The sequence below is a fragment of the Marmoricola sp. OAE513 genome (genome assembly GCF_040546585.1).
In the GTDB taxonomy this organism is placed as follows: Bacteria; Actinomycetota; Actinomycetes; order Propionibacteriales; family Nocardioidaceae; genus Marmoricola.
The window spans coordinates 2,258,974-2,284,198 of the sequence record NZ_JBEPOC010000001.1; the positions used below are offsets into that span (position 1 = coordinate 2,258,974).

Annotated in this window: 24 protein-coding genes and 1 tRNA gene; 11 read left to right on the forward strand and 14 right to left on the reverse strand. The window is 69.4% G+C overall.

Translation table 11 applies throughout. From position 1 onward, the window contains the following. Positions 1–17: 17 nt before the first annotated feature. Positions 18–608: a DUF4352 domain-containing protein gene (locus ABIE44_RS11330; protein WP_209717927.1), complete on the forward strand. Its 591-nt coding sequence runs from the start codon at positions 18–20 to the stop codon at positions 606–608. 1 nt (position 609) lies between these two features. Continuing rightward, positions 610–1,566 carry a haloalkane dehalogenase gene (locus ABIE44_RS11335; RefSeq protein ID WP_209717924.1) on the forward strand — a complete coding sequence of 319 codons (957 nt, stop codon included), beginning with the start codon at positions 610–612 and terminating at the stop codon, positions 1,564–1,566. Between the two features lie 2 nt (positions 1,567–1,568). Here ABIE44_RS11335 and ABIE44_RS11340 read toward each other — a convergent pair whose 3' ends face one another. The 5 genes from ABIE44_RS11340 to ABIE44_RS11360 all read right to left on the reverse strand — a co-directional run bounded on the left by ABIE44_RS11340 (position 1,569) and on the right by ABIE44_RS11360 (position 3,770). Further along, positions 1,569–1,712, reverse strand: coding sequence for a hypothetical protein (locus tag ABIE44_RS11340; protein WP_354438015.1), 144 nt, complete (start codon positions 1,710–1,712; stop codon positions 1,569–1,571). A gap of 13 nt (positions 1,713–1,725) precedes the next feature. Further along, entirely contained in the window at positions 1,726–2,019 is a 294-nt protein-coding gene (locus ABIE44_RS11345; RefSeq protein WP_354438016.1) for an SRPBCC family protein, read from the reverse strand. Between the two features lie 23 nt (positions 2,020–2,042). Beyond that, positions 2,043–2,972, reverse strand: a complete 930-nt coding sequence (locus ABIE44_RS11350) for an SPFH domain-containing protein (RefSeq protein WP_209717916.1) — start codon at positions 2,970–2,972, stop codon at positions 2,043–2,045. 31 nt (positions 2,973–3,003) lie between these two features. Beyond that, positions 3,004–3,076 (reverse strand) — tRNA-Lys (locus ABIE44_RS11355). 49 nt (positions 3,077–3,125) lie between these two features. Beyond that, the gene (locus tag ABIE44_RS11360; RefSeq protein ID WP_209717912.1) at positions 3,126–3,770 is read right to left on the reverse strand and encodes a TetR family transcriptional regulator; all 645 of its coding nucleotides are present in this window, start codon (positions 3,768–3,770) and stop codon (positions 3,126–3,128) included. 72 nt (positions 3,771–3,842) lie between these two features. Here ABIE44_RS11360 and ABIE44_RS11365 point away from each other — a divergent pair, with 72 nt between their 5' ends. Further along, on the forward strand, positions 3,843–6,080 hold the full coding sequence (locus ABIE44_RS11365; protein WP_209717909.1) for a molybdopterin-dependent oxidoreductase: 2,238 nt from the start codon (positions 3,843–3,845) through the stop codon (positions 6,078–6,080). A 23-nt stretch (positions 6,081–6,103) separates the two neighbouring features. Next, on the forward strand, positions 6,104–6,793 hold the full coding sequence (locus tag ABIE44_RS11370; protein ID WP_209717906.1) for an aspartate/glutamate racemase family protein: 690 nt from the start codon (positions 6,104–6,106) through the stop codon (positions 6,791–6,793). A 13-nt stretch (positions 6,794–6,806) separates the two neighbouring features. On the opposite strand, the gene ABIE44_RS11375 is transcribed toward ABIE44_RS11370, so the two are convergent. Both ABIE44_RS11375 and ABIE44_RS11380 read right to left on the reverse strand, forming a co-directional pair. Continuing rightward, positions 6,807–9,107 carry a hypothetical protein gene (locus ABIE44_RS11375; RefSeq protein WP_354438017.1) on the reverse strand — a complete coding sequence of 767 codons (2,301 nt, stop codon included), beginning with the start codon at positions 9,105–9,107 and terminating at the stop codon, positions 6,807–6,809. A 568-nt stretch (positions 9,108–9,675) separates the two neighbouring features. Next, the gene (locus tag ABIE44_RS11380) at positions 9,676–11,589 is read right to left on the reverse strand and encodes a hypothetical protein (RefSeq protein WP_354438018.1); all 1,914 of its coding nucleotides are present in this window, start codon (positions 11,587–11,589) and stop codon (positions 9,676–9,678) included. Between the two features lie 413 nt (positions 11,590–12,002). Here ABIE44_RS11380 and ABIE44_RS11385 point away from each other — a divergent pair, with 413 nt between their 5' ends. From ABIE44_RS11385 to ABIE44_RS11405, 5 genes are all read left to right on the forward strand, one after another. Further along, positions 12,003–12,206 (forward strand): cold-shock protein, encoded by a 204-nt coding sequence (locus ABIE44_RS11385; RefSeq protein ID WP_209717900.1) that lies wholly within the window; start codon positions 12,003–12,005, stop codon positions 12,204–12,206. A 116-nt stretch (positions 12,207–12,322) separates the two neighbouring features. After that, positions 12,323–12,469, forward strand: a complete 147-nt coding sequence (locus ABIE44_RS11390; RefSeq protein WP_209717897.1) for a hypothetical protein — start codon at positions 12,323–12,325, stop codon at positions 12,467–12,469. Between the two features lie 161 nt (positions 12,470–12,630). Then, on the forward strand, positions 12,631–13,248 hold the full coding sequence (locus ABIE44_RS11395; protein ID WP_209717894.1) for a DUF47 domain-containing protein: 618 nt from the start codon (positions 12,631–12,633) through the stop codon (positions 13,246–13,248). A 3-nt stretch (positions 13,249–13,251) separates the two neighbouring features. After that, complete coding sequence (locus ABIE44_RS11400; protein ID WP_209717891.1) at positions 13,252–14,274, forward strand: inorganic phosphate transporter; 1,023 nt, start codon at positions 13,252–13,254, stop codon at positions 14,272–14,274. 181 nt (positions 14,275–14,455) lie between these two features. Further along, on the forward strand, positions 14,456–15,349 hold the full coding sequence (locus ABIE44_RS11405) for a hypothetical protein (RefSeq protein WP_209717888.1): 894 nt from the start codon (positions 14,456–14,458) through the stop codon (positions 15,347–15,349). A gap of 70 nt (positions 15,350–15,419) precedes the next feature. Here ABIE44_RS11405 and pstB read toward each other — a convergent pair whose 3' ends face one another. From pstB to ABIE44_RS11430, 5 genes are all read right to left on the reverse strand, one after another. Next, positions 15,420–16,199: a phosphate ABC transporter ATP-binding protein PstB gene (pstB, locus tag ABIE44_RS11410; protein WP_209717885.1), complete on the reverse strand. Its 780-nt coding sequence runs from the start codon at positions 16,197–16,199 to the stop codon at positions 15,420–15,422. A gap of 22 nt (positions 16,200–16,221) precedes the next feature. Further along, a complete protein-coding gene (gene pstA / locus ABIE44_RS11415; protein WP_209717882.1) occupies positions 16,222–17,304 on the reverse strand; it encodes a phosphate ABC transporter permease PstA in 1,083 nt (360 codons plus the stop codon). Next, the gene (pstC, locus tag ABIE44_RS11420) at positions 17,301–18,251 is read right to left on the reverse strand and encodes a phosphate ABC transporter permease subunit PstC (RefSeq protein ID WP_209717879.1); all 951 of its coding nucleotides are present in this window, start codon (positions 18,249–18,251) and stop codon (positions 17,301–17,303) included. Before pstC ends, pstA begins: the two co-directional genes overlap by 4 nt. Positions 18,252–18,329: 78 nt before the next feature. Continuing rightward, positions 18,330–19,430 carry a phosphate ABC transporter substrate-binding protein PstS gene (locus ABIE44_RS11425; protein ID WP_209717876.1) on the reverse strand — a complete coding sequence of 367 codons (1,101 nt, stop codon included), beginning with the start codon at positions 19,428–19,430 and terminating at the stop codon, positions 18,330–18,332. A gap of 174 nt (positions 19,431–19,604) precedes the next feature. Then, positions 19,605–20,486: an NUDIX hydrolase gene (locus ABIE44_RS11430; protein ID WP_209717873.1), complete on the reverse strand. Its 882-nt coding sequence runs from the start codon at positions 20,484–20,486 to the stop codon at positions 19,605–19,607. A gap of 41 nt (positions 20,487–20,527) precedes the next feature. On the opposite strand from ABIE44_RS11430, the gene ABIE44_RS11435 reads away from it, so the two are divergent. Further along, positions 20,528–21,643, forward strand: a complete 1,116-nt coding sequence (locus tag ABIE44_RS11435) for a hypothetical protein (RefSeq protein WP_209717870.1) — start codon at positions 20,528–20,530, stop codon at positions 21,641–21,643. Position 21,644: 1 nt separating this feature from the next. Here the strand turns inward: ABIE44_RS11435 and ABIE44_RS11440 are convergent, their stop codons facing one another. Together ABIE44_RS11440 and ABIE44_RS11445 are read right to left on the reverse strand one after the other, a co-directional pair. After that, on the reverse strand, positions 21,645–21,896 hold the full coding sequence (locus ABIE44_RS11440) for a hypothetical protein (protein ID WP_209717858.1): 252 nt from the start codon (positions 21,894–21,896) through the stop codon (positions 21,645–21,647). Positions 21,897–21,932: 36 nt separating this feature from the next. Then, positions 21,933–24,098 carry an RNA degradosome polyphosphate kinase gene (locus ABIE44_RS11445; RefSeq protein WP_209717855.1) on the reverse strand — a complete coding sequence of 722 codons (2,166 nt, stop codon included), beginning with the start codon at positions 24,096–24,098 and terminating at the stop codon, positions 21,933–21,935. Between the two features lie 64 nt (positions 24,099–24,162). Between ABIE44_RS11445 and ABIE44_RS11450 the strand changes: the two genes are divergently transcribed. Then, a complete protein-coding gene (locus tag ABIE44_RS11450; RefSeq protein ID WP_209717852.1) occupies positions 24,163–25,218 on the forward strand; it encodes an alpha/beta hydrolase in 1,056 nt (351 codons plus the stop codon). The last annotated feature ends 7 nt before the right edge of the window (positions 25,219–25,225 follow it).

Consider the following 25,225-nt stretch of genomic DNA (forward strand, 5'->3'; position numbering starts at 1 on the left):
GAACTAGGCTCGCTCGCGTGAATCGTTCGCTCGCACTGCCGGTCGTCGCCGTCCTGTCCCTCGCCCTGCTCGGGGGCTGCGGAGGGGACCACGGGGACGCGAAGAAGCCGTCCATTCGGAAGTCGGCTGCTGACGACGAGGGCCGCAACGTCCTGGAGCTGACCAAGGGCAGCACCGTGACCGTCGCCGCGCCGAGCGCGAAGGGCGTGGTGTCGTCGAGGACGCCGGTGTCGCTGGAGTTCCGCGACCTCGAGTGCGCGGCCAACCTGCCCGGGGTCGGCTTCGACAAGAAGTACCGGAACATCGACCTGGTCGCGCCGAAGGGCAAGCAGCTGTGCTTGGTCGAGCTCGCCGTGACCAACATCGGCGACCGGAAGAACTTCTTCAGCTCGCGTGGCATCGCCAGGCTCCGCACCGACGAAGGCGAGTTCGCCCAGACCGACCAGACCTACGACTACCAGGGCATCGCCGACGCCCGGGGCACCCAGCTCGCCTCGACCTCGGACCTGATCAGACCAGGTAAGACCAAGTCCGACTTCGCGGTCTACGAGATCCCCGCGAAGGCCGAGCCGCAGGCGGTCGTCTACGACATCGTCACGGTCGACTGAGGTGGAGATCGTCCGGACACCGGAGGAACGGTTCGCCGACCTGCCGGGCTACCGGTTCGCGGCGCACTACGCCGACGTCGTCGCCGAGGACCTGGACCCGGTCCGGATGCACTACGTGGACGAGGGGCCCGCAGACGGCCCCGTCGCGCTGCTGCTGCACGGCCAACCGACGTGGTCCTACCTCTACCGGCACGTGATCCCGGTGCTCGTCGGGCGCGGCGTGCGGGTGATCGCTCCGGACCTGATCGGGTTCGGGCGCTCGGACAAGCCGACCCGCGGTCCGGACTACACGCTGGCCCGGCACATCGGCTGGGTCACCAGTCTCGTCACCGGCCTCGACCTGCAGCGGATCACCCTGGTCGCGCAGGACTGGGGCGGGCCGATCGGCTTCAGCGTGCTGGCCGCGGACCCCGACCGGTTCGCGAGCGTCGTCGCTGCCAACACGATCCTGCACACCGCGGACCCGGCGCTGGAGGATCGGCTCAACTGGGCCGTCCACGGCACGGGTGAGACACGCGTCGTGCTCGAGGAGGCGCTGGTCGACTACCTCCTGTACACCCAGCGGGCACCGGAGCTGCAGGCCAGCCTGTTCGTCGGGGCGACTGCCACAACGCCGTTGGCACCCGAGGTGCTGGCGGCCTACGACGCCCCGTTCCCGGGGGAGGAGTACTCAGCCGGTCTGCGGCAGATGACCGCGCTGCTGCCGCTCACCCGCAACGACCCCGGAGCCCGGATCGGCCGTCGGACCATGCGCGTGCTGGAGACGTTCGAGCGGCCCTTCGTGACGGCGTACTCGGACGGTGACCCGGCGACGCGTGGCTGGGAGAAGATCTTCGCGGAGCGGGTCCCGGGGGCACGGGGCGAGACGCACCGCACGATCACCGGCGCCGGTCACTTCCTCCAGGAAGAAGCCGGCGACCAGCTCGCCGCGGTGATCGCCGAGGTGGCCCTGCGCTGAGCTCAGGCCGCCGCGTCCGCCTCGGCAGCGGCCTTCAGCTTCACCATCGTCCGCGCGAGCGCCTTCTTCGTGCGCGCACCGAACAGCCCGTGCAGCACCCGCCTCCCGACCGCGTTGTAGTGGGACAGGTCCCAGGTCTCCGTCACCGCGGTGCCGCCGTCAGCGGTCGGGGTGAGCTCGTAGCGCCACCGGTGCAGGCCCCATGTGCCGCCACGCGATCAGCGCGTCCTGCTCGAACTCGACGACCTTGTTCTGGATCCGGTACGGCGCGCCCATCTTCATCTTCATGCCGAACCGCGATCCGAGCACGAGCCTGTCCGGGCCGGACACGGAGTCGCGCACGGTGCCGGAGCCGTCGATCCGGGAGTGCTGGCGGGGGTCGGAGAGGATCGCGAAGACGACCGCAGCAGGAGCAGCGATCGTGGTGGACGCGGATTCGTTGAGGTCGGCCATGGCTGCAGCCTAGGTGGACCCGGTCACCGAGCGCTCGGGATCACCACGCTGGACCCGGATCCCGGCCAGCAGCTGAAGCCGGCCGGGAGCTGGCGGCCGTCGTCGATGAGGTCGAGGCACTTGGACACCAGGACGTTCGGGTCCTTCGACAGCGAGTCCGCGAGGGCCTTGTTGGCCTCGGCGAGCCGCTGGTTGGTGATCTTCTTCTGCTCCGCGACCCGGGTGGCGGCCACCTCGAGCTGGAGCTGGTTGATCTTCTGCTGGGTACCTTCGGAGAGACGGATGTAGGAGATGGTGATCGACTTGATGTCGACCTGCGGCTTGTCGTCGTCGGACACCGCGCGGAGGAGGCCGTCCATCTTCGTCGAGACCTCGGTGCTGAACTTCTGGAGGTCCGGGGCGGTGTTCGAGACCGGTTGCGTGCCGGTGTTGAGCAGCGGGTTGAAGGTCGAGAAGACCGAGGCCAGTGCTGAGGTGAGCTGCGTCCGCACCAGAGCGTCGTTGACGTTCTCGTTGATGTCCTTGTCGGAGTTGCGGTAGTCGGCGTAGATGTCGTCGGCGGCGTCCTGGTTGATCCGCGACCGGATCACGACCGAGACGCACGCCGTCGATCCGTCTCCGATGCGGACGCTGATGCAGTCGCCCTCGCCGGTGAACTTCTGGGTCGTGATCGTGCCGTCGATGTCGGTGACCTTCTGCCACGGCGCCTTCAGGTGCAGGCCGTTGCCCAAGGTGCGACCCGACGGCTTGCCGAACGTCGTGACGACACCGGCATTGCGGGTGCCGACGACCGTGAAGGAGGCGAGCCCGACGCAGAGCAGCGCCAGCACGACGAGTCCGGCGGACGCTGCGCGCAGCGTCCGCTTGGTGCCCTTGGAGTCGGTCCAGCTGACCGGGAGGACGAGGACCGCTCCGATCACGGCGATCAGCGCGAGGATGAGGATGCCGGGCATGGGAGAACCTCCGTCGGTGGGGTGAACGGGGTGGGCCCCCAGGGGATCGAACCCTGAACCCGCGGATTAAAAGTCCGCTGCTCTGCCAATTGAGCTAGAGGCCCGAGACGCCCGGTCGGAGCGCGTCCGGGGAAAGTATGGCGCACCGCGTGCTCAGGGGGCCGACGAGGTTTCCCGCCCGGCCAGGATCGCGGCCACCGCGTCGCGAAGATCGTCCACGACGTCGCGGGCCGGGGCGGGCCGCGACGGCGTCCCGACGTTGGCGCGCACGAACGCGAGGTCGCCGAGTACCCGGAAGCACATCGAGGTCGCCTCGGCCATCCGGAAGCGGACGGTCGAGCGTCTCAGGCCCGGCTGGATGCGTTGCAGGATCACACCCATCCGCTGTGCCTGCGGGGCGAAGGTCTCGTTGAGCAGCTGCCACCCAGGCTCACGGTGGCTGCGCACGATCCGGTCGACGAGGCGGATCCAGGCGTCCTCTCCGCGCAGGGCCAACGCTGCCACGGGCTCGACGATCGCCGCGGCGAGGAGGTCGACGTCGGGAGCATCCGAGCTCTCGAGAGACGCGAGCCTGTCCTCCCGCTCGCTGCGGATCGCGTCGCTACGGGCGTGGATCAGCGCTGCGAGCAGGGCGTCCTTGGAGCCGAAGTGGTAGTTGATGGCTCCGACGTTGGTGCCGGCCTCGGCCATCAGGGTGCGCAGGGACGTCGCCTCGATGCCACGTTCGGCGAACACCCGCTCGGCGGTGTCGAGCAGGAGGTCTCGTTGGGTACGTCGTTGGCTCGGCTCGGCGCTCACGGTTCCGGACCCTACACCGGACGAAACGAGGCAATTCCATCACGTGATGGAATTGCTGTGTATCCTCCGAGCATGGACGAGCTCCCCGTGATCGTGCACCGCCGTACCTGTCCGCTCTGCGAAGCCATGTGCGGGCTCAACGTCCACGTGCGGGGCGACCAGGTCGAACGAATCACCCCGGACCCCGACGACGTGTGGTCGAAGGGACACATCTGTCCCAAGGGCACCACTCTCGGAGCGCTCCACCACGACCCCGACCGCTTGCGCCGACCAGTGGTCAAGCAGCCCGACGGTTCGTTCAAGGAGGTCTCCTACGCCGAGGCCTACGCCCGGGTGGACGAGCTCCTCGGGCCGGTGATCGCCGAGCACGGCATCGAGGCCGTGACGGCGTACGTCGGCAACCCGCTCGCGCACGCGCTCGACCTCAGCCGGTACGTCGGCATCCTCATCGGGATGTCCGGCATCCCGATGATCTACTCGCCGGGCGTCGTGGACCAGTGGCCCAAGAACGTCGGGGCGCACCTGATGTACGGAGGGATGTGGAAGATCCCGGTGCCCGATCTGCAGCGCACCGACCTGTTCGTGATCATGGGGGCCAACCCGCAGGCTTCGCAGGGATCGCTGCTGTCCTGCCCGGACATCATGGGTGAGATCGGCGCGATCCAGAAGCGGGGCGGCCGGGTCGTCGTGGTGGACCCCCGGCGTACGGGGACGGCAGCGAAGGCCAGCGAGTGGGTGCCGATCGTGCCGGGCACGGATGCCGCGTTCCTGATGGCCGTCGTGCAGGTTCTCTTCGCCGAGGGGTTGGTGAACCCGGGTCACGTCGAGCAGCACCTGGACGGGGGTCAGGCGTCCCTCGACGAGCTCGGTGTGCTGGTGGCGTCGTGGACGCCGGAGCGGGTCGAGGAGGTCACGGGGGTGGCGGCCGACCGGATCCGCGGGCTCGCTCGGGAGCTCGCGGGTACGGAGCGGGCCGTGCTCTACGGGCGCATCGGTCTGTGCAACCAGGAGTTCGGGACGTTGGCGAGCTGGCTGGTCGACGTCGTCAACATCCTCACCGGCCACTTCGACGTCGAGGGCGGGTCGATGTTCCCGCTGCCCGCGGCCTGGACCGTCAGCGACCTGCCGATGCCCGAGCTCGAGAACGGCGTCCCCAACTTCGGTCGCTGGCGCAGTCGCGTGCGTGGCGCCCCTGAGGTCCTCGGACACGTCCCGGTGTCCTGCCTGCACGAGGAGATCTCGACGCCGGGCAAGGGGCAGATCAAGGCGCTGTTCACCGTGGCGGGGAACCCGGTCCTGTCCTCGCCCGAGGGTGACCGGCTCGACTCTGCTCTGCCCGGGCTCGACGCGATGATCAGCGTCGACCTCTGGATCAACGAGACGACCCGGCACGCGGACGTGATCTTCCCGGGGCTCTCGGCCCTGGAGTCCGCGCACTTCGACGACATGATCTGGATGTTCGCGGTCCGCAGCGGCGCGAAGTTCTCGCCGGCGGTCTTCGATCCGGTCGAGGAGCGGCCGGGGGAGTGGGAGATCCTGATCCGCCTCGCGGGCGCCTGCCTCGGGACTCCGATGGCCGACTTCGACGTGGTGGCGATCGACGACGGGTTCTTCGACGTGCTCGCGATGGCGCACGGGGTCGACGGAGCCGCTGCCCGCGAGCACTACACCGAGGGCGGACCGATGCGCCTGCTCGACCTGCAGATCAGGTCGGGACCCTTCGGCGACCGGTACGGCGAGAACCCGGACGGGCTGACGCTCGCGAAGGTGCAGGAGCACCCCGAGGGCATCGACCTCGGTCCGATGCGGCCGCGGATCGCCGACGTGCTCGACACCGCCAACGGCAAGCTGCTGCTCGCGCCGGCGTACATCACCGACGACCTGACGCGGCTCGAGGAGCGGATGTCGCGCGGCCGGCCCGAGCTGGTTCTGATCAACCGTCGGCACCTGCGTTCCAACAACTCCTGGCTGCACAACGTCCCGAGCCTGATGAAGGGCAGCAACCAGTGCACCTTGCTGATGAATCCGACCGATGCGGCGAGCCGGGGGCTGTCCGAGGGTGATCTGGTTCGCGTGACCTCGGAGAGCGGTTCGATCGAGCTGCCGCTGGAGCTCGACGACGGCATCCTGGCCGGGGTGGTGTCGACGCCGCACGGCTGGGGCCACGGCAAGGACGGCGCCCGGCTCGAGGTCGCTGCAGGGCGACCGGGCGTGAACACCAACGTGCTCTCCCCGGGGCGGTTGGTCGACGCGCCCTCCGGCAACGCGATGGTCAACGGCTTCGAGGTCTCGGTCCGCGCCGCGACCTAGGAGGAGCGTGCGAGGCTGGACCGGTGAAGAGGATCGGTCTGCTCGGCGGGATGAGCTGGGAGAGCAGTGCGGAGTACTACCGGTTGCTCAACGTGCTGGTGCGGGAGCGGCTCGGGGGTCTGCACTCGGCCGATCTCGTCCTGGTCTCGGTGGACTTCGCCGCTATCGAGTCGATGCAGGTCGAGGGCCGCTGGGAGGAGGCTGGGCGGGTGCTCGCCGGCGCTGCTGCCCAGCTCGAAGCGGCCGGGGCGGAGGTGGTCCTGCTCTGCACGAACACGATGCACAAGGTCGCCGGCGCGGTGGAGACGGCCGTGTCCGTCCCGTTCCTCCACCTCGCCGACGCGACAGCGCGGGCCGCGCTGTCCCTGGGGTTGGAGCGGGTCGGGCTGCTGGGGACCGCGTTCACCATGGAGCAGGGTTTCTACGTCGACAGGCTGGTCTCCCACGGCCTGGACGTCGTCGTACCCGAGGCTGAGGACCGGGACCTGGTGCACCGGGTGATCTACGACGAGCTCTGTCTCGGCGTCGTCCGCGAGGAGTCGCGGGCGGCGTACGTGGAGGTCGTCGGGCGCCTCGTGGACCGAGGTTGCGAGGGGGTCGTCCTGGGCTGCACGGAGATCGAGCTGATGATCGGTGCGCACGAGTTCTCGGTGCCGGTTCTCCCCACGACCCGCCTGCATGCGGAGGCCGCCGTGAGCTTCGCCCTGGCGTGACCGCGGCGGAGGGTCAGGCCTGGCTGCGGTAGTGCTCGACGATCGCCACGAACTGCTCGGGGTCGACTGTCGCCGGGGTGATCGTGTGCGGCTTGCCGGCCTCGTCCTTGAGGACGGCCTTCCACGCGCGTGAGTCGATCTTGCCGCTCATGTCGATCTGGGTGGCCGGGTCCTTGAGGTCCCAGCTGACCGCGTCCGAACCCCGCGAGATCTCCAATGTTCCGTTGCTGATCGAGACGATCGCAGGCGTCCAGTTGAGCAGGGCCCACCAGGTCGCCATCGCCAGCAGGAGGAGGCCGCCCGCAGCGATGAGCGCCGTCGAACCGCCTGCGGAGACGGCCCAGCCGACCGCGACGACCGCGCCGACCGCGAAGATCACGAACAGGGTGCCGAACAGGTAGCTCAGGGTGCCGCCGGGACGGAACTCGACGAAGCGCGGGATCGGTTCCGTGGACTTCGCCGGGGTGGAGGCGGATGCTTCCTCGGGCTGTGCGGCCGGCTCGGGCTCGTTGTCGACGTCGAGCTCGTCCTCGGGCTCGTTCTCGATCTCGGGCTCGGTCTCGGGGTCGACCAGTGCTTCGTGCGCGTCCTCCGGCTCGGCCTCGGGTTCCGGCTCGAGCTCGTTCTCGGGCTCGTTCTCGACCTCGACCTCGGGCTCGGTCTCGGCCTCGCCGTCGCTGACGGCGGGGATGATGCCGCTGTCGAGGGGGTCGGTCCACTCCTCCTCCACTGCGGCGTCCTCGAGGTCACCGAGCGTGGTGACCATCGTGTCGTCGTGCGTGAAGTCCTCGATCTCGGCCGGCTCGTAGACGAGCTCGTCGACGCCCTCCTCGTCCGCGGTCTCCGGCTCAGCCTCGTCCTCGGCCTCAGGTTCTGCCAGGTCGTCGGTCTCGTCCGCGACCTCGGGCTCGGCCGGGGCGTGAGCCTCGTCCTCGACCTCGGGCTCGGCCGGGGTCTCAGCCTCGTCCTCGACCTCGTCGGTGACGTCCAGCTCCGGCTCGTCGGCTACGAACTGGTCGACGAACTCGTCAGCCGGATGTTCTGCCTCCGAGTCGTCGGACTCGGGGACCGGCGCGGTGACGGCTCCGGTCCCGGTGGCGGGGACGACCGCGCGCTTGGAGGCAGGTACCGGAACTCCGGTGATGTCGGCAAGGGCCGCAGTCGCTGCTCCGCGGGCCGGTGCGGTCGGCGCGACGGCGCGGGCGGACCGCTCCGAGGCCTGGCGCTCCCACTCGGCACGCTCGTCGGCGATGCGCTGCTTCTCGGCACGCTGCGCGGCGATGCGCTCCTGCTGCTCACGCATCGCCGTGGCGCGACGCTCCTCGCGCTCGAGCGCGGCGAGCCGCTTCTGCTCGGCCTCCTCGGCCTCGCGGCGCTCCTTCTCCGCAAGGATCTCGGCGCGTCGGGCAGCAATGATGGCGAGTCGCTTGGCCTCGGCCTCTGCCGCGGCCAGGCGGGCCGCCTCGGCAGCCGTCGCCGCTGCGGTCTCGGCGGCGATCCTCTCAGCCTCCGCGCGCTCGGCGGCCAGGCGCTCCTCCTCGGCCCGGATCGCGGCCAGACGGTCGGTCTCGGCCTTCTCCGCTGCAGCCTGTTCCGCCGCGAGACGGGTGGCCTCGGCATGCTCGGCCTCGAGGCGCTCGAGCTCGGCGGCCTCGATCGCGGCGCGCTCGGCCTCGATGGCTGCACGTTCGAGGCGCTCCGCCTCAGCCTGCTGGGCGGCGACGCGGTCACGCTCGATCCGTACCGCTTCGGACAGCTCGGCGGCGAGCCGGCGCTCCTCTGCCTTGATGGCGATCTGCCGGACGCGCTCGGCCTCCTCGGCCTCGAGACGCTCGATCTCCAGACGCTCCAGCTCGAGTCGCTGGGCCTCGAGACGGGCTGCCTCGATCCGCTCGGCCTCGAGCCGCTCGGCCTCCAGGCGCTCTTCCTCGGCCTTGATGGCGGCCAGGCGCTCGGCCTCGAGACGGGCGGCCTCCAGCCGGTCGGCCTCGGCCTGCTGGGCAGCGGCTTGCTCGACGGCGATCCGTTCAGCCTCCGCACGCTCCGCTTCGAGTCGCTCCTCCTCCAGACGGATGGCCTCGAGCCGGTCGGCCTCGGCCTGCTGGGCAGCGGCTTGCTCGGCGGCGATCCGCTCGCGCTCCTCGGACTCCGCTGCGAGACGTGCTTCCTCGGCAGCGATGGCCGCGAGGCGCACGGATTCCAGACGCTCGGCCTCGGCCTCCTGGGCGGTGATCCGCTCGGCCTCGATGCGTGCGGCCTCAACGGCTTCCGCGACGAGGCGCTTCTTCTCGGCCTTGAGCTCCGCGAGCTGCAACCCCTCGAGACGGCCGGCTTCAGCCTCCTGCGCGGTGATGCGCTCGGTCTCGATGCGGATCGCCTCGGCGGCCTCGTCACGGAGCCAGGTCTGGTGGGCCTCGATGGCGGCGATCCGTGCGGCCTCGAGCCGAACCTCCTCGGCGAGCTGCGCGTCGGCGCGCTCCTTCTCGATCCGAGCAGCTTCCTCGGCTTCAGCCTGCAGGCGAGCCTCTTCTGCCTTGATCGCGGCGATCCGTGCCGCCTCGGCGCGACGCTCCTCCTCGAGCTCGCGCTCGATCCGCTCCTCCTCGAGGCGCTTGGCCTCCGCGGCCTCAGCGGCGATTCGTTCCTGCTCGGCCTGGAGGGCCGCGCGCCGCTCCTTCTCGCGCTGGATCGCCTCCTCGCGGGCCCTTTCGAGCCGCTCCTTCTCGAGGCGCGCGCGCTCTGCCTCCTCGGCGGCGCGGCGCTCCTCCTCCGCGCGCAGCGCTGCCAGACGAGCAGCCTCGCGCCGCTGGGCCGCTTCCCGGATGGCCTGGAGACGTTGCCGCTCGGCAGCTTCGGCAGCGAGCCTGTCCGCCTCGATCTTCTCAGCCGCCTTGCGGGCAGCCTCCGCGCGAACCGCAGCCAGACGCTCGGCCTCGAGACGGGCGGCCTCCTCCGCGGCGATCCGCTCGTCCCTCGAGGCGCTTGGCCTCGGCCTCCTCGGCCGCCTTCAGCTCGGCGGCGAGGCGAAGGGCCTCGGCCTTCTCTGCCGCGATCCGGTCGCGCTCGGCCTTCTCGGCGGCCTTGGCTGCGGCGGCGATGCGCTTCTGCTCCTCGGCCAGGCGCTGCTTCTCCGCCTGGTCGGCGGCCAGACGCTCGGCCTCGATCCGGTCCGTCTCGGCCTTCTCGATCGCGAGCCGTTCGGCCTCGGCCTCGTCGGCGATCCGCTGAATCTCTGCCAGCCGCGCGGCTTCGGCTTCCATGGCCTGACGCTGAGCCTCGGCGAGGCGCTCGGCCTCGGCGCGCTCCTCGGCGAGGCGCGCTGCCTCCTGCTCGTCGGCGATCCGCTGGATCTCGGCCAGGCGAGCGGCCTCGGCCTCGTTCGCCAGGCGAGCCTCCTCGGCAAGACGTGCTGCCTCAGCCTGCTCGGCAGCAAGGCGCGCTACCTCGGCCTCGGCGGCAAGACGCTCTTCCTCGGCCAGCCGGGCTGCCTCAGCCTCGTCGGCCAGTCTCTGCTCCTCGGCGATCCGGGCTGCCTCGGCCTCCTCGGCAGCGGCTCGTGCAGCCTCCGCCTCCGCGAGCCGCTGCGCCTCGGCCTCCTCGGCGGCAACGCGAGCGGCTTCCTCCGCGGCGAGTCGTTCGGCTTCGGCGGCGAGGCGCTCGGCCTCAGCAGCAAGGCGTTCGACCTCCGCCTGCTCGGCCGCGACGCGAGCGGCTTCTTCGGCAGCGAGTCGTTCTGCTTCTGCCTGCTCGGCGGCGATCCGGGCGGCTTCGGCCTCCTCGGCCAGGCGCTGTTCCTCGGCGAGCCGGGCGGCTTCGGCCTCCTCGGCCAGGCGCTGCTGCTCCGCCATACGCTGCGCCTCGGCCTCCTCAGCGGCACGACGAGCTTCCTCGGCCTGCTCGGCCGCGACCCTGGCTACCTCCGCAGCGCGACGCTCGTCGGCCAACCGGGCAGCCTCGGCTTCTTCCGCCGCCGCGCGCTCGTCGTTCAGGCGCTGCTGCTCGTCGCGCTCCGCAGCGAGTCGCTCGTCGTCGGCCCGGGTGATGTCCGCGGCAGCGACGTCCAACGGGTTCGGTGCGACGTCGTCCTCCAGGTAGGACCCCAGGAAGTCGACCGGAGGTTCGGTGCGCGACTCGGCCGTCTCCGGTACGGGTACCTCGGTCGCGTTCTCCTTGCGGCGTCGACCGCCGGAGCCGCGTCTCGGGGTCGGCGGCTCGACGGGGATCGGGACGCTGTTGGTCAGCGGGTCGACCTCGGGTTCGACATCGCGGATCGCCGGGATCTCACCGGTCGCCCACGGCTCCATCGAGAAGGTGTCGTCAGCGAGGTCGTCAGCCCAGGTCGTGACCCGGGGGAGGTCCACTCCGGAGGCGGTCAGCGGGGAGTCGTCGACGCCGTCCGTGGCCGTCACCTCGCCGGGATCCGCGGCCGGCTCGGTGGGGGCCTTCGCGGGGAAATCCGGCAGGTCGAGGTCGTCGGCCGGGCTGAATGTCGCGGCCGGCGCGGTGTCCTTGCCCTTGCGACGGCCGAACCTGCGGCGCTTGGCGGGGTCTTCCTCCAGGGTGCCGAAGCCTGCGCCGTCCTCGATCGACGTACGCAGGACGGCGAGCGGGTCGTAGGCATCAGGGAGCGCGACCGGGGTGATCGAACCGGTCCCGGTGTCGTCGCCGGCGTTCTCGAGGTCGTCGAAGGCGATCCGCAGCGGATCGATCACGTCGTCGCCGGATGTGGCGCCGTCCGTGGGGCTGCTGGGCTCCTCGTCAGGGTTGACGGAGCCTGCGCGGCGACCACGTGCCACGACCCACCCCTTCCCTGTACCGGCCAGGCCGGTGAGCGGTGCTCACCAGCAACCTGAACCCTTGCATGTTTGACCATCGAATGCCGCACTTCGCAACGAATTGTCGCACTCGGATTTCCCCATTGTGCCCACGAACCGCGGACCGAATCGAGCCGTCGTACCGCCCTGCTGAGGGAACGCCGGTCCAATCCTGGGCGAACAATCTTCTCCACAGGCTCCGCGAGGGGTGACAGAACGCGCTGAGTTGGTAGGCTCGTGCACGCAGGTGCAAGTTCCAGCGGTACACAACGCAGTTGGAGTTTGTGATCCAACGGCGTTTCTTCTCTTTGCGAGGCGGGACGACGTATTCACCGCATCTGTGTGAAGAGGCACCGAGGTGGTCGTCTCTCGCCCCAATAAGGAGAAAAACCAGCATGGCTCAGGGCACCGTTAAGTGGTTCAACGCAGAAAAGGGCTTCGGCTTCATCGCTCAGGAGAACGGCGGCGACGACGTCTTCGTTCACTACTCCGCGATCCAGTCGAACGGCTACAAGTCGCTCGATGAGAACCAGAAGGTCGAGTTCGACGTCACGCAGGGCCCGAAGGGCCCGCAGGCGGAGAACGTTCGCCCGCTCTGATCGAGTAACCCCGATCATCCAGTTCTGAGGGCTTCGACCGTTTGGTCGGAGCCCTCAGGCAATTCGGGCTAGTTTCGTCCCAGGGCATCCGCCCTCGAGGATCCGGGAGGTCAGTGGTGAGCAGCGACCCGTTCGACATCGAGCTCGAGGACTCCGACCTGCTCGACGAGGTCGAGCTGACCACCACCCTGATCGCCGCTGCGAACCAGTCGACCGGCCCTCTGACGGCCGAGGAGATCGACCGGTTGCTCGGTCTCGGCTGAGGCCCGAGGGCCGGCTGCCTGTGATTCAGGTAACCACCCGGCCCGCCCCTCCCGCTCAGGGGCCCGGTTAGTCGACCCTGGGTAGCGCTCCGGCTTGCGTTGCCGCCATGATCACCACCTAGCATGTGTGCCGTTCCGATCCTGCTCTCCTGGAGTTCACTGTGGCGTTCAGCTTCAAGCCTGTAGACACCGCGTTCTACACGCTGCTCACCGCTCAGGCGGTACACCTCGTCGACGGCGCCGCGCTCCTCGCGGAGCTTCTCGACGAGGGCAAGGACCGTGCTGATCTCGCCGCCCGCATGCGCGAGGCCGAGCACCAGGCGGACGAGACCACCCACGAGGTCGTACGCCGGGTGAACAGCACCTTCGTCACGCCGTTCGACCGCGAGGACATCTACGCGCTGTCGTCGGTGCTGGACGACGTCATGGACTACATGGAGGAGGCCGTCGACCTGGTGCTCCTCTACGAGGTCGACCACCTCCCCGAGGGTGTGACCGAGCAGATCGAGGTGCTGCAGCGCTGCGCCGAGGTGACCGCCGAGTCCATGCCCCGGCTGCAGAGCCTGAAGGACCTCGAGGAGTACTGGATCGAGATCAACCGGCTCGAGAACACCGGTGACAAGAGCTACCGGCGCATCCTGGCCAAGCTGTTCAGCGGTCAGTACGAGGCGCTCGAGGTCATGAAGCTCAAGGACATCGTCGACTCCCTGGAGCACGCGATCGACGGGTTCGAGAAGGTCGCGAACATCGTTGAGCAGATCTACGTCAAGGAGTCCTGAGCGGTGACGCTTGCCATCGTCATCGCGGTGGTGGTCGTTGCTCTCGTCTTCGACTACACGAACGGCTTCCACGACGCCGCCAACGCGATCGCCACCTCGGTCTCGACGCGCGCCCTGACGCCGCGGGTCGCGCTGACGCTGGCGGCGATCATGAACTTCGTCGGCGCGCTCCTGGGTCAGGAGATCGCGAACACCGTCAAGGACGTGGTCGACGTACCGGACAGCACGCACGGTCTGATCATCGTGATGGCCGGCCTGCTCGGCGCCATCACCTGGAACCTGATCACCTGGTACTTCGGCCTGCCGTCGTCCTCGTCGCACGCCCTGATCGGTGGCCTCGTCGGCTCGGCGCTCATTGCCAGCGTCTTCACCGACAACGGCATCTCGGTGCACTGGGCGAAGATCCTGGAGAAGGTCGTCATCCCGATGGTCGCCTCGCCGCTGTTCGGCTTCGCGTTCGCCTTCGTGGTGATGCTCTCGATCATGTGGATCTTCCGTCGCCGCAGCCCGCACAAGGTCTTCCGCGGCTTCCGCCTCGCCCAGACGTTCTCGGCCGCAGCGCTCGCCCTGGGTCACGGCCTCCAGGACGCCCAGAAGACGATGGGCGTCATCTTCCTGGCCCTCATCACGGCGTACCCCGCGACGTACGCCGACGGCGACCTCCCGCTCTGGGTCATCCTCGCCGCCGCGACCGCCATCTCCGCCGGCACGTACGCCGGTGGCTTCCGGATCATGCGCACCCTCGGCCGGAAGATCATCCACCTCGACCCGGCCCGCGGCTTCGCAGCCGAGGCAGTCGGCGCGAGCGTCCTCTACACGACCGCCTTCGTCTTCCACGCCCCGATCTCCACCACCCACACGATCACCTCCGCGATCATGGGTTCCGGCGCCACCAAGCGCTTCTCCTCCGTCCGCTGGGGCGTCGCCCGCACCATCCTCACCGCCTGGGTCCTCACCTTCCCCGCCGCCGGCGCCGCCGCCGCCGCGGTGTACCTGGTGCTGAAGTTCGTGTTCCAGCTGCCGTAGGTCCGCCGGTTCTGGGTCTGGGGTCCAGCCTCGGGTCGCCTGGGGGCCTGCAAATGTCGCGCCCGGGGCTGGTGGGGCGATCGGCACGCTCGCCATCCACATTCGCAGGGGTGGGGGCGGTTGTACCCAGCCCCAGCCCCGGCCCGAACACGCCACCCCCGAACCGGACAACCATCCGCGGATGGATCTGACAGGGCACATGCGAGCACTGGGCGGCGTCGGGCAGTGGGCGGACCTGGTCGCGCGGTACGGGCGGACCGAGGTCGAGCGGGCGATTGCGCGCGGGAGCATCGAGAGGGTCGGACGGGGTCGGTACGTCACGTCGACCCTGAGCGATGCGCGGAAGGCGGCGAGCGCCGTACGGGGGGTGCTCTCGATGCGCAGTGCTGCGCAGCACCACGGATGGGCTCAGCGTCAGGTGCCGAAGCTGCCCGATGTCACGGTTCCGCGCAACAGGCGGGTCGAGCCGTCGGAGCGCGGCATCGTCGTACCGCACTGGTCCGACCTTCCGCCCGGCGATGTGAACGGCGGCGTGACCACGCGGAGTCGGACGCTCGTCGACTGCATGCGCATGCTCCCGCTGGAGGAGTCGCTCCCCATCGTCGAGAGCGCGCTGCGGGTCGGAGACATCTCCCACGCTGCGCTCCGATCACTCGCCGACCGGATGCGTGGTCGCGGCCGGGCACGGGCGCGCGCGCTCGCCGAGCTGGCGAGCAGCCGTACGGCGAACGCCTACGAGTCCGTGCTGCACGCGCTCGCGTCCACGGTGCCCGGGCTCAACGTCGTGCCGCAGCTGACGGTGCAGCTCCCGAGCGGCAAGAAGGTGTGGCCGGACTTCACCGACCCCGAGCTCGGGATCATCATCGAGGCGGAGAGCTTCGAGTGGCACGGCGAACGTGCGGCGCTGACCCGCGACTGCGAGCGGTACAACGCGTTCGCACTGCTGGGCATGGTGCTCGTCCGGTTCAGCTGGTCGCAGGTGATGTTCCGGCCGGCGTACGTGCTGAGGGTGCTGGCGGATGCGGTGGCGACTGCCCGGAGACATGCGAATGTCGGTGGAGGTGTTGCTGGGTAGCCGAACGGCCCCGTGCGCCACATTCGCAGGTGTGGGCGCGCCGGGGCCGCAGGACCAGAAGCCGAAGGACCTACCCGAACCGGCCGGAGATGTAGGCCTCGGTGGCCTCCTCGTCCGGGACGCTGAAGATCTTCTTGGTGGGGTTCATCTCGATCAGGCGGCCGGGCTTGCCGGTGGCGGCGAGGTTGAAGAAGGCGGTGTCCTCGGAGACTCGGGCGGCCTGCTGCATGTTGTGGGTCACGATGACGATCGTGTACTGCTCCTTGAGCTCGTGGATCAGGTCCTCGATGGCCGAGGTCGAGATCGGGTCGAGGGCGGAGCAGGGCTCGTCCATGAGCAGGATCTGCGGTTCGACGGCGATGGCGCGGGCGATGCAGAGGCGCTGCTGCTGGCCACCCGAGAGGCCCATGCCGGGCTTGCTGAGCCGGTCCTTGACCTCGTTCCAGAGGTTGGCTCCGCGCAGGGCCTTTTCGACGACGGCCTCGGCGTCGGACTTCGAGAGCTTCTTGTTGTTCAGGCGCAGACCGGCGAGCACGTTCTCGGCGATGGACATCGTCGGGAACGGGTTCGGGCGCTGGAAGACCATGCCGATCATCCGGCGGACCTCGACCGGGTCGATGTTCGGGTCGTAGAGCGACTGTCCGTCAACGAGGACCTTGCCCTCGACGCGGGCGCCGGGGATGACCTCGTGCATCCGGTTCAGGGTCCTGAGGAAGGTGGACTTGCCGCAGCCCGAGGGTCCGATCAGCGCGGTCACCGAGCGCGCCGTGATCGTCATGTTGACGCCCTCGACGGCGAGGAAGTCCCCGTAGTAGATGTTGAGGTCAGAGACGTCGATGCTCTTGGCCATGAGTTCGTTTCCTTCTTAGCTTCTAGTGGCCGGTCTTCGGCGCGAAGATCTTCCCGACGATGCGGGCGACGAGGTTCAGCAGCATCACGATCACGATCAGGACGAACGCGCCGCCCCACGCGACCTCGACACCGGGCAGCATGTCGTGGCCGGGCTTCGGGACGCCAGGGTTGGCGTTCTGCGTGAAGATCAGCACCGGCAGGGTGGTCATCCGGTCGCTGAAGACGTTCCAGTTCGTCTGGGTGGTCAGACCCGCGATGATCAGCAGCGGCGCGGTCTCGCCGACGACGCGAGCGATCGCGAGCGTGACACCGGAGACGATGCCGCCGAGCGCGGTCGGCAGGACCACCTTGGCGATGGTGCGCCACTTCGGCACACCAAGGGCGTACGACGCCTCGCGCAGGTCCGAGGGCACCAGGCGCAGCATCTCCTCGGTGGCCCGGACGACGATCGGGATCATCAGCAGCGCGAGCGCGACCGACCCGCCGAAGCCCATCCGGACCGACGGCCCGAAGATCAGCGAGAACAGCGCGAACGCGAACAGGCCGGCCACGATCGAGGGGATACCCGTCATCACGTCGACCAGGAAGGTGATGACGCGCGCGAGCCGGCCCTTGTTGCCGTACTCGACGAGGTAGATCGCGGAGAAGATGCCGATCGGTACGGCGAGCAGCGCGGCGAACAGCGTGATCAGCAGCGTGCCGATCAGCGCGTGGTAGATGCCGATCGGCTGGCTCAGGCTCGTCCGGAACATCGAGGTGCCCAGGAAGGTGCCGTTGATCTGCGGCGCACCCTTGGAGATCACCGTCCAGATCAGGGACAGCAGCGGGACCAGCGCGATGATGAACGCCGTCCACACGAGGTTCGTCATGTTGCGGTCGACGGCAGCCCGGCGACCCTCGACGGCGTAGGACCAGCTGGGGAGCGCGACCAGGAACGCGATCGCGGCCACGGCGATCCAGCCGGCGACGCCCCAGTCGAGGGTCAGCATGACCAGCGCGCCGAGCGCGATCGCTAAGCCGGCCGTCAGCAGCGGGGCCCACCGGGGGAGTCGCGGACGGGCCAGGCCGAGCGGCGTGGCCGGGGCGAGGACAGCGGTGCTCATGCGTTCAGCTTCCGTTCGCTACGGCCGATGACCCAGCGGGCGGCGAAGTTCACCGCGAAGGTCACCAGGAACAGCACCAGGCCGGTCGCGATCAGGACCTCGACCTTGGCCGGGGTGCCTTCCTTGTAGTTCGACGCGATGTTCGAGGCGATGCTGGCGGGGTTGGACGTGCTGATCAGGTTCAGCGTGATGCCGCCGCTGGCCGAGAGGATCATGGCGACGGCCATCGTCTCGCCGAGCGCGCGACCGAGGCCGAGCATCACCGCGGAGACCATGCCCGAGCGGGCGTAGGGGAAGACCGACAGGCGGATCATCTCCCAGCGGGTCGCGCCGAGGGCCAGGGCGGCCTCCTCGTTGAGGCGCGGGGTCTGCATGAAGATCTCGCGGGTGATCGCGGTGATGATCGGCAGGATCATGATCGCGAGCACGATGCCCGCGGTGAGGATGGTGCGACCGGTCGTCGACGGCGGCCCGGCGAAGAACGGGATCCAGCTCGCGTGCTCGTAGAGCCAGTTGTAGACCGGCGCGATCTTGACGGCCAGGACGCTGATGCCCCAGAGGCCGAAGACCACGCTCGGTACGGCGGCGAGCAGGTCGATCAGGTAGCCGGCGGTGACCGCGACCGGTCGCGGCGCGTAGTGGCTGATCACCAGGGCGATCCCGAACGCCAGCGGAGCGGCGACGAGCACCGCGATCGTGGCGGCGAGCACGGTGCCGTAGAGCAGCGGCCACACGTACCCGAGGAAGTTGGTGGAGTCCGGACCGTAGAACGACGCGTCCTGGCTCAGGCCGGGGAAGCCCTCGATGAACAGGAACAGGAAGACTCCAGCGAGGGCGATCACGATCGTGATCGCGGCGCTGCGCGAGAGACCGGCGAAGATGCGGTCGCCGATCCGACGTACGGGTGCCGAGCTCGTCGGGGGCGACGGCTTCTCGACTTCAGTCATGGCCACGGGGTTAGTTCCTTCGGGAGAACCGGCGGTGCGTGCGGCGGGCCTGAGCCCGTCGCACGCACCCGGGTTTGCTTACTTCGCGGCGATCTTGTCGACGATCGACTGGGCCTTGGCGGCCACCTCGGCGTCGAGCGGGGCGGAACCGGCGTTCTCCTTGGCGGCGGCCTGGCCGTCCTCGGAGACCGCGTAGCTCAGGTAGCCCTTGACGAGCGCGGCGTCGTTCTCGTTGTCGTAGTGCTGGCAGGCGATCAGGTACGACAGCAGGACGACGGGGTAGGCGCCGGCCTCGGTGGTCGTCCGGTCGAGCGCCACGGCCATGTCCACATCGGGGCGTCCCTCGGCGGCGGGCGAGATCGCGACGACCTTGGCAGCGCCCTCTGCGGAGGGGGCGGTGTAGGTGTCGCCGACCTTCACGCTGACGACCGACAGGTCGCCGACCTGGCTCTCGTCGGCGTACCCGATCGTGCCCTTGCCGTTGGTGATCGCGGCGATGACACCGGAGGTGCCCTCGGCGGCCTCGCCACCCTTGACCGGGAACGCGTCGGCGGCCTCGTACTTCCACGCACCGTCGCCGGCCTTGCCGAGGTAGTCGGTGAAGTTCTTGGTCGTACCCGAGTCGTCACCGCGGTGGACCGGGCTGATTGCGGTGGCCGGGAGCTTGGCGTCCGGGTTCTGCGCGACGATGGCCGGGTCGTTCCACTTGGTGATCTTGTTGTCGAAGATCTGGGCGATCGTCTTGGCGTCCAGGTTCAGCGCGTCGACGCCGTCGAGGTTGAAGGCAACCGCGATCGGGGACACGTACGCCGGGACCTCGATCGGGTCCTCGCCGCCGCAACGCTCCTTGGCGGCGCTGAGCTCGCCCTCGTCGTCGTTCAGGGCGGAGTCGGAACCGGCGAACAGCACGCCCTTGGCGATGAACTGCTTGCGACCGTCGCCGGAGCCCAGCGGGTCGTAGGTCACGGTGACGCCCTCGTTGAGGCCCTGGAACCCGACGGACCAGGCCTCCTGCGCCTTCTCCTGGGAGGAGGCGCCGGCGCCGGCGAGCTTGCCGCTCAGGTCCCCGGCAGCGGCGCCGCCGTCGGAGGCGTTGTCGCCACAAGCGGCGAGCGAGAGCCCGAGGGTGAGCGCCGCGATGCTGGGTGCTGCGATGCGGCGGATGGCGGTGCTGTTCACGTCTATCTCCTGTTGTTCAGCGACTTGTCACGGCCGAACGTAGGAAGAGGAAGTGACGCGCCCGGACGACGCAGGTGAACGCAAGGTGAACGGGAGGCCGCCATTTACCCCCGGCTGAGCGTGAGAACGGGTGAACGAGACGCGGGTCACTCGCTGTTCACCTGGAGTTACCGCTCACCTGACCTGGTAGCGCTCGGTCGCGACGACCCGCCCTTTGCGGTGGTGGCAGACCACCATCTCGCCCGGCGCCAGCGGTTCCTCGGAGACCCCGAGCCGCTCCAGGATCTCGGGCAGCACCGGGCGGTGGCTGCACAGCACGGCGCTCTCCTTCGAGGCGAGCAGGCCGGCGACGGCCGACGCTACGGTCACCGGCGTCGAGTCCTCCTCGTTGAGGCCGGGGGACGCCTCGATGGGCAGCACCTGGTCCGCGGCGTACGGCGAGACCGTGCGCAGGCAGCGCAGGCTGTCCGAGGAGACCACCCGGGAGACCCCGTACGCCGACAGCACCGGGATCAGGCTGCGGCCCTGGACCCGTCCCACGGCGGTCAACGGGCGTTCGTCGTCGGTGCCGTTCCACGTCGCGCGCTTGATCGCGCGGGCGTGCCGCAGGACGACCAGGGTCGAGGTGCGCTTGCGCCGGCGTACGGCCTCTTCGAGGAGCTCGACGTCATCGCTGTAGGTGAGACGGGCGCGGGCCTTGTCCAGGTCGAACCAGGCGACCTGGTCGATCTCGTCGTTGGCGGCGTACCCGGAGACGTCGGCGTCACCGAGGACCCGGCCGATCCAGTAGTGCACGGTCTTCAGCCGTCCGCCGGAGACCCGGTACAGCTGCGGCGTCAGCGGTCGGCCGAGCCTGATCTCGACACCGGTCTCCTCCAGCACCTCGCGGACCGCGGTGGCGGTGATGTGCTCGCCGGGGTCCTGCTTGCCCTTCGGCCAGGACCAGTCGTCGTACTTGGGTCGGTGGACCAGCAGCACCTCGCCGCCGCCGTTCTTGCGGACCACCACGGCCCCGGCCGCAGTGACGTCGGTTGACTCCGGGTCCTTGGGGGCCATGCGGATAGTGTCACCGGCAGTCGAGCATTGGGGAAGTCAGCGTGGGCAAACGTGGACGTGTCGTTTCACTCGTCGCGGCGGGTGTGGTCCTGGTTGCTGTCCTCGGCACGGTCCTGTTCGGCGGCCCGGGCGAGAAGATCGCCTCCAAGGTGGGGATCGAGCCGCTGCTGCGGGGTGACGAGACCGGTCTGCGGGCCGCGCTCGACGTGGTCCCGAACGACACGAAGCGACTCTCGTTCACCGACTGGCAGGCCGTGCGCAAGGCGCTCGGTGCGAAGTTCGGCGACGATCCGGAGCGCGCCGACATCGAGGCGATGACGAGCAAGGCGTACGACACGGACTTCTCCGCGGTCTCCAGCATCGACGAGGCAGCGGCTGCGCTGCAGGAGAACTTCGGGTTCTCGCCGGCGACGATGAGCTGGGAGGCGTTCGCCCAGAGCGACGACGGCGCGACGATGGTCGTACGGATGCCCGACGACTTCGACCTCGGCAAGGTCAAGGGGCGGCTGGCGGACCTCGGTTTCAAGAAGCCGAAGGACGACGACGGTGTCTGGGACGGCGGGGTGGACCTGACGGCGGCGATCGACCCGACCATCACCCCCGAGCTGCAGTACGTCGCCGTCCTCGAGGACGAGCACCTCATCGTCACCAGTGACGGGCTGGAGTACGCGAAGAAGGTCGTGCAGGTCGCGCTCGGCAACAAGGACTCCCTCGGTGACCTCGAGTCCGCGCGCGACGTCGTGGAGCCGTTGGACGAACCGGCGGCGGCGATGCTGTGGTCGCGCGACTTCGCCTGCGCCGACCTCTCGATGGGCACAGCCGACGCGGAGCGTCAGGAGGAGGGTGACGCGCTGGTCGCCAGGGCCGGCAAGATCTCGCCGCTGTCCGGGCTGGTGATGGCGATGGCGCCGGACCGCACGCTCACGGTCGCGCAGCAGTTCGAGGACGACGACCAGGCGAGGTCCAACCTGCGTCCGCGCGCGAAGCTCGCTGTCGGCGAGGCCGTGGGGCGCGGCGGATCGTTCAACGACGACTTCAGGCTGACGTCGTCGCGGACCGAGGGCGCCACCGTGCTGCTGACGCTGGAGCCGCGGACGGACCCCGGCTACGTGCTGTCGGCACTCGACAGCGGACCAGTGCTGTTCGCGACCTGCTAGGTCAGTTCATCGACGAGTACACGACCGCGCCGAGCACGAACCCGGCGATGGTGCCGATGACCGCCACGGTCATCGCGATCTTCGCGAGCGGCTCGCCCTTGTTCAGCGCGATGGCCGCCAGAACGATGGCGGCGATGCCGAACAGGATGGGGATGAAGAGCACGGCGACGGCACCGAACACGATCGCGAGGATCGAGAACAGGTTGCTGGTGCGGGTCCCGCTGCTCGGAGGTGCTCCGTGGGTAGTGGTCATGCGAGGGCAGTACCCCGAACACCCCGGAAGATGCGCTCAGCGCTTGCGGCGGGCCTTCACGAGCACGTCGTGCATGCTCACCAGCGGCGCGTCCCCGGTCTGCTCGACAGCAGTCCAGGCACCGTCGCGTCCCAGCGTCCAGGCGGCAGTGCCCGGGTCGAAGGCCAGGTCGAGCACCGAGCCGACCTCGGCCACGAGATCGACGTCGGGGAGCTTCACCAGCACCTCGACGCGCCGGTCAAGGTTGCGGTGCATCATGTCGGCCGAGCCGAGGTAGGCCTCCGGCTCCCCGCCGTTCTCGAACCAGAAGATCCGGCTGTGCTCCAGGAAGCGTCCGAGGACCGAGCGCACCCGGATCGTCTCGCTCAGGCCCGGGACTCCGGGCCGGACCGAGCAGATCCCGCGGATCAGCAGGTCGACCGGGACCCCGGCGCGCGAGGCCCGGTAGAGCTCGTCGATCACGGCTTCGTCGACCACCGAGTTCGCCTTGATCCGCACCCGCGCCGGGCGGCCCGCCTGGTGGTGCGCGACCTCGGCACGGATCCGCTCGATCAGGCCGGAGCGCACCGAGTCCGGCGCCACCATGATCTGGTCGTAGCGGGCGTTGCGCGACCAGCCGGAGAGGTTGTTGAAGAGGTGCGCGATGTCCTCGCCGATCGCCTCGTCGGTGGTCAGCAGCCCGAAGTCCTCGTACATCCGCGCGGTCTTGGGGTTGTAGTTGCCCGTGCCGATGTGGGTGTAGCGCTTGATCCCGTCGGGCTCCTCGCGCACCACCATCGCGAGCTTGCAGTGCGTCTTGAGCCCGACGATGCCGTAGACGACGTGGCAGCCGGCCTGCTCGAGCTTGCGGGCCCAGCGGATGTTGGCCTGCTCGTCGAAGCGCGCCTTGATCTCGACGATCACCAGCACCTGCTTGCCGGCCTCGGCCGCATCCACGAGGGCGTCGATGATCGGTGAGTCTCCCGAGGTCCGGTAGAGGGTCTGCTTGATGGCGAGCACGTGCGGGTCGGCAGCTGCCTGCTCGATGAAGCGCTGCACCGAGGTGCTGAAGGAGTCGTACGGGTGGTGCAGCAGGACGTCGGAGCGTCCGACCGCCTTGAAGATGTCGACCGGCGACGCCGACTCGACCGGCGCGAGCAGCCGGTGCGTCGAGGGCAGGAACGTGTCGAACCTGAGGTCGGCACGGTCGAGATCGGCGATGTCGTGCAGGCCGCGCAGGTCCAGCGGGCCGGGCAGCCGCACCACCTCCTCCTCGCGGACGCCGAGCTCGGAGACGAGCAGGTTGAGAACCCGCTCGTCGATCGTCTCCTCCACCTCCAGGCGCACCGGCGGGCCGAAGCGTCGGCGCAGCAGCTCCTTCTCCAGGGCCTTCAGGAGGTTCTCGGCGTCGTCCTCCTCCACCTCGAGGTCCTCGTTGCGGGTGACCCGGAAGGTGTGCACGGCCTTGACGTCCATGCCCGGGAAGAGGCGCTTGAGGTGCTCACCGATCACGTCCTCGAGCGGCACGAAGCGCTGGTTGCCCAGCGGGACGAAGCGGCTGAAGATCTGCGGCACCTTGACCCGGGCGAAGTGCTCCTTGCCCGTCTTCGGGTTCGCGACCAGGACGGCCAGGTTGAGCGAGAGCCCGGAGATGTAGGGGAACGGGTGCGCAGGGTCGACGGCCAGCGGCGTGAGCACCGGGAAGACGCGCTCCTTGAAGATCTTCTTGCACTCGCGCTGCTCGTCGCGGTCGAGGTCCTCCCAGCGCACCAGCTGGATGTCCTCGGCAGCCAGCGCCGGGATCAGCTGCTCCCGGAAGACCCCGGCGTGCCGGGCCATCAGGACCGAGGCTTCCGCCCAGATCTGCTGCAGCACCTCCTTCGGCATCAGGCCGGAGGCGGACCGGACGGCGACGCCCGCCGCGATCCGGCGCTTGAGACCGGCGACGCGGACCATGAAGAACTCGTCGAGGTTGCTGGTGAAGATCGCCAGGAAGCGTGCCCGTTCGAGCAGGGGAGTGCTGGGGTTCTCGGCCAGCTCGAGCACGCGCTGGTTGAAGCGCAGCCAGGACAGCTCGCGGTCGAGGAACCGGTCGTCGAACTCCCCGGTGTCGAGGTCGTCGAGCTCCGGCTCGTACGGCGGGTCGACGTCGAAGGGAACCACGTGCAGCGCCGACTCCAGCGGCCCCTCGTCGGCGTCCGAGACGTGGGTGTCGATGCTCATCGGAAAAGTGTCCCATCCACAGGTGAACAAACGGTGACGAGATCTTCTGGCGTAGGTTTGCCGCATGCCCTCCTCCCTGCAGACCAAGGTCGAGACCGTCGTGCTCCGCGCCGCGATGGGACTCCCCGAGAAGGTCCAGCGGCTCCTGCTCGGCAAGCCCGTGGTCCTCGACGGCCAGACGCTGGCGGTCGAGACGCAGATGCTGCTCAAGCTCCAGGACCTGACCCACCAGCCACCCCTCGGGGTCGGCATGAGCGCGGCCGAGGCACGACCGGTCACGGTGACCCAGGCGCAGATGGTCGCCGGCCACCAGCCGATCGGCGCTCTCCGGGAGCTGGTGGTCGACGGCGCCGAGGGCCCGATCGCGGCCCGGCTGTACATCCCCTCCTCGCGCGTCGGCGCTGACCCGGTCCCGACGCTGATGTTCATCCACGGTGGTGGCATGGCTCTCGGCGACCTCGACAGCCACGACGGCGCCTGCCGCGCGCTCGCCGAGAGGTCGGGCGTCCAGGTGCTCTCGATCGACTACCGGCTGGCTCCCGAGCACCCGTACCCCGCCGCGGTCGAGGACTGCTTCGCGGCGTACCAGTGGATGGTGAAGAACGCGGACGCGCTGAACGCGGACCCCGACCGGCTCGCGGTCGGCGGCGACTCGGCCGGCGGCCTGCTCTCGGTGACGACGGCGATCCAGGCCGCCGAGGCAGGCCTCCCGATGGCCTTCCAGCTGCTGATCTACCCGGCCGTCGACTTCCAGAACCGGTCGCGCAGCCAAGAGCTGTTCGGTCCGCGCAGGTTCTTCCTGACCGACGACGGCATGGACCAGTTCACCGCCTGGTACTTCCCGGACCCCGCTCGCAAGGCGGACCCGCTCGGCTCGCCGGGGTGCCGCACCGAGCTCCCCGCGGGACTCGCGCCGGCCCACGTCGTCACGGCCGGGTTCGACCCGCTCCGCGACGAGGGCGAGGCCTACGCGAAGCTGCTCGCGGACCACGGGGTCGCCGTGACGACCAAGCGGTACCCGTCGATGATCCACGGGTTCTTCAACATCGTCGGTCTCGGTCGCGAGGCGCGCTCGTACGCCGCTGAGATCGCCGACCGGTTGCGCGAGGCGCTGGCCTGACCGCTGC

What these genes read in the sequence shown, in the direction of transcription:
- ABIE44_RS11430 (WP_209717873.1), bottom strand. Translation starts at nt 20,486, where the DNA reads ATGGCCCCCAAGGACCCGGAGTCAACCGACGTCACTGCGGCCGGGGCC.
- ABIE44_RS11345 (WP_354438016.1), bottom strand. Translation starts at nt 2,019, where the DNA reads ATGGCCGACCTCAACGAATCCGCGTCCACCACGATCGCTGCTCCTGCT.
- ABIE44_RS11440 (WP_209717858.1), bottom strand. Translation starts at nt 21,896, where the DNA reads ATGACCACTACCCACGGAGCACCTCCGAGCAGCGGGACCCGCACCAGC.
- ABIE44_RS11450 (WP_209717852.1), top strand. Translation starts at nt 24,163, where the DNA reads ATGCCCTCCTCCCTGCAGACCAAGGTCGAGACCGTCGTGCTCCGCGCC.
- pstA (WP_209717882.1), bottom strand. Translation starts at nt 17,304, where the DNA reads ATGAGCACCGCTGTCCTCGCCCCGGCCACGCCGCTCGGCCTGGCCCGT.
- ABIE44_RS11405 (WP_209717888.1), top strand. Translation starts at nt 14,456, where the DNA reads ATGGATCTGACAGGGCACATGCGAGCACTGGGCGGCGTCGGGCAGTGG.
- ABIE44_RS11385 (WP_209717900.1), top strand. Translation starts at nt 12,003, where the DNA reads ATGGCTCAGGGCACCGTTAAGTGGTTCAACGCAGAAAAGGGCTTCGGC.
- ABIE44_RS11350 (WP_209717916.1), bottom strand. Translation starts at nt 2,972, where the DNA reads ATGCCCGGCATCCTCATCCTCGCGCTGATCGCCGTGATCGGAGCGGTC.
- ABIE44_RS11445 (WP_209717855.1), bottom strand. Translation starts at nt 24,098, where the DNA reads ATGAGCATCGACACCCACGTCTCGGACGCCGACGAGGGGCCGCTGGAG.
- pstC (WP_209717879.1), bottom strand. Translation starts at nt 18,251, where the DNA reads ATGACTGAAGTCGAGAAGCCGTCGCCCCCGACGAGCTCGGCACCCGTA.
- ABIE44_RS11365 (WP_209717909.1), top strand. Translation starts at nt 3,843, where the DNA reads ATGGACGAGCTCCCCGTGATCGTGCACCGCCGTACCTGTCCGCTCTGC.
- pstB (WP_209717885.1), bottom strand. Translation starts at nt 16,199, where the DNA reads ATGGCCAAGAGCATCGACGTCTCTGACCTCAACATCTACTACGGGGAC.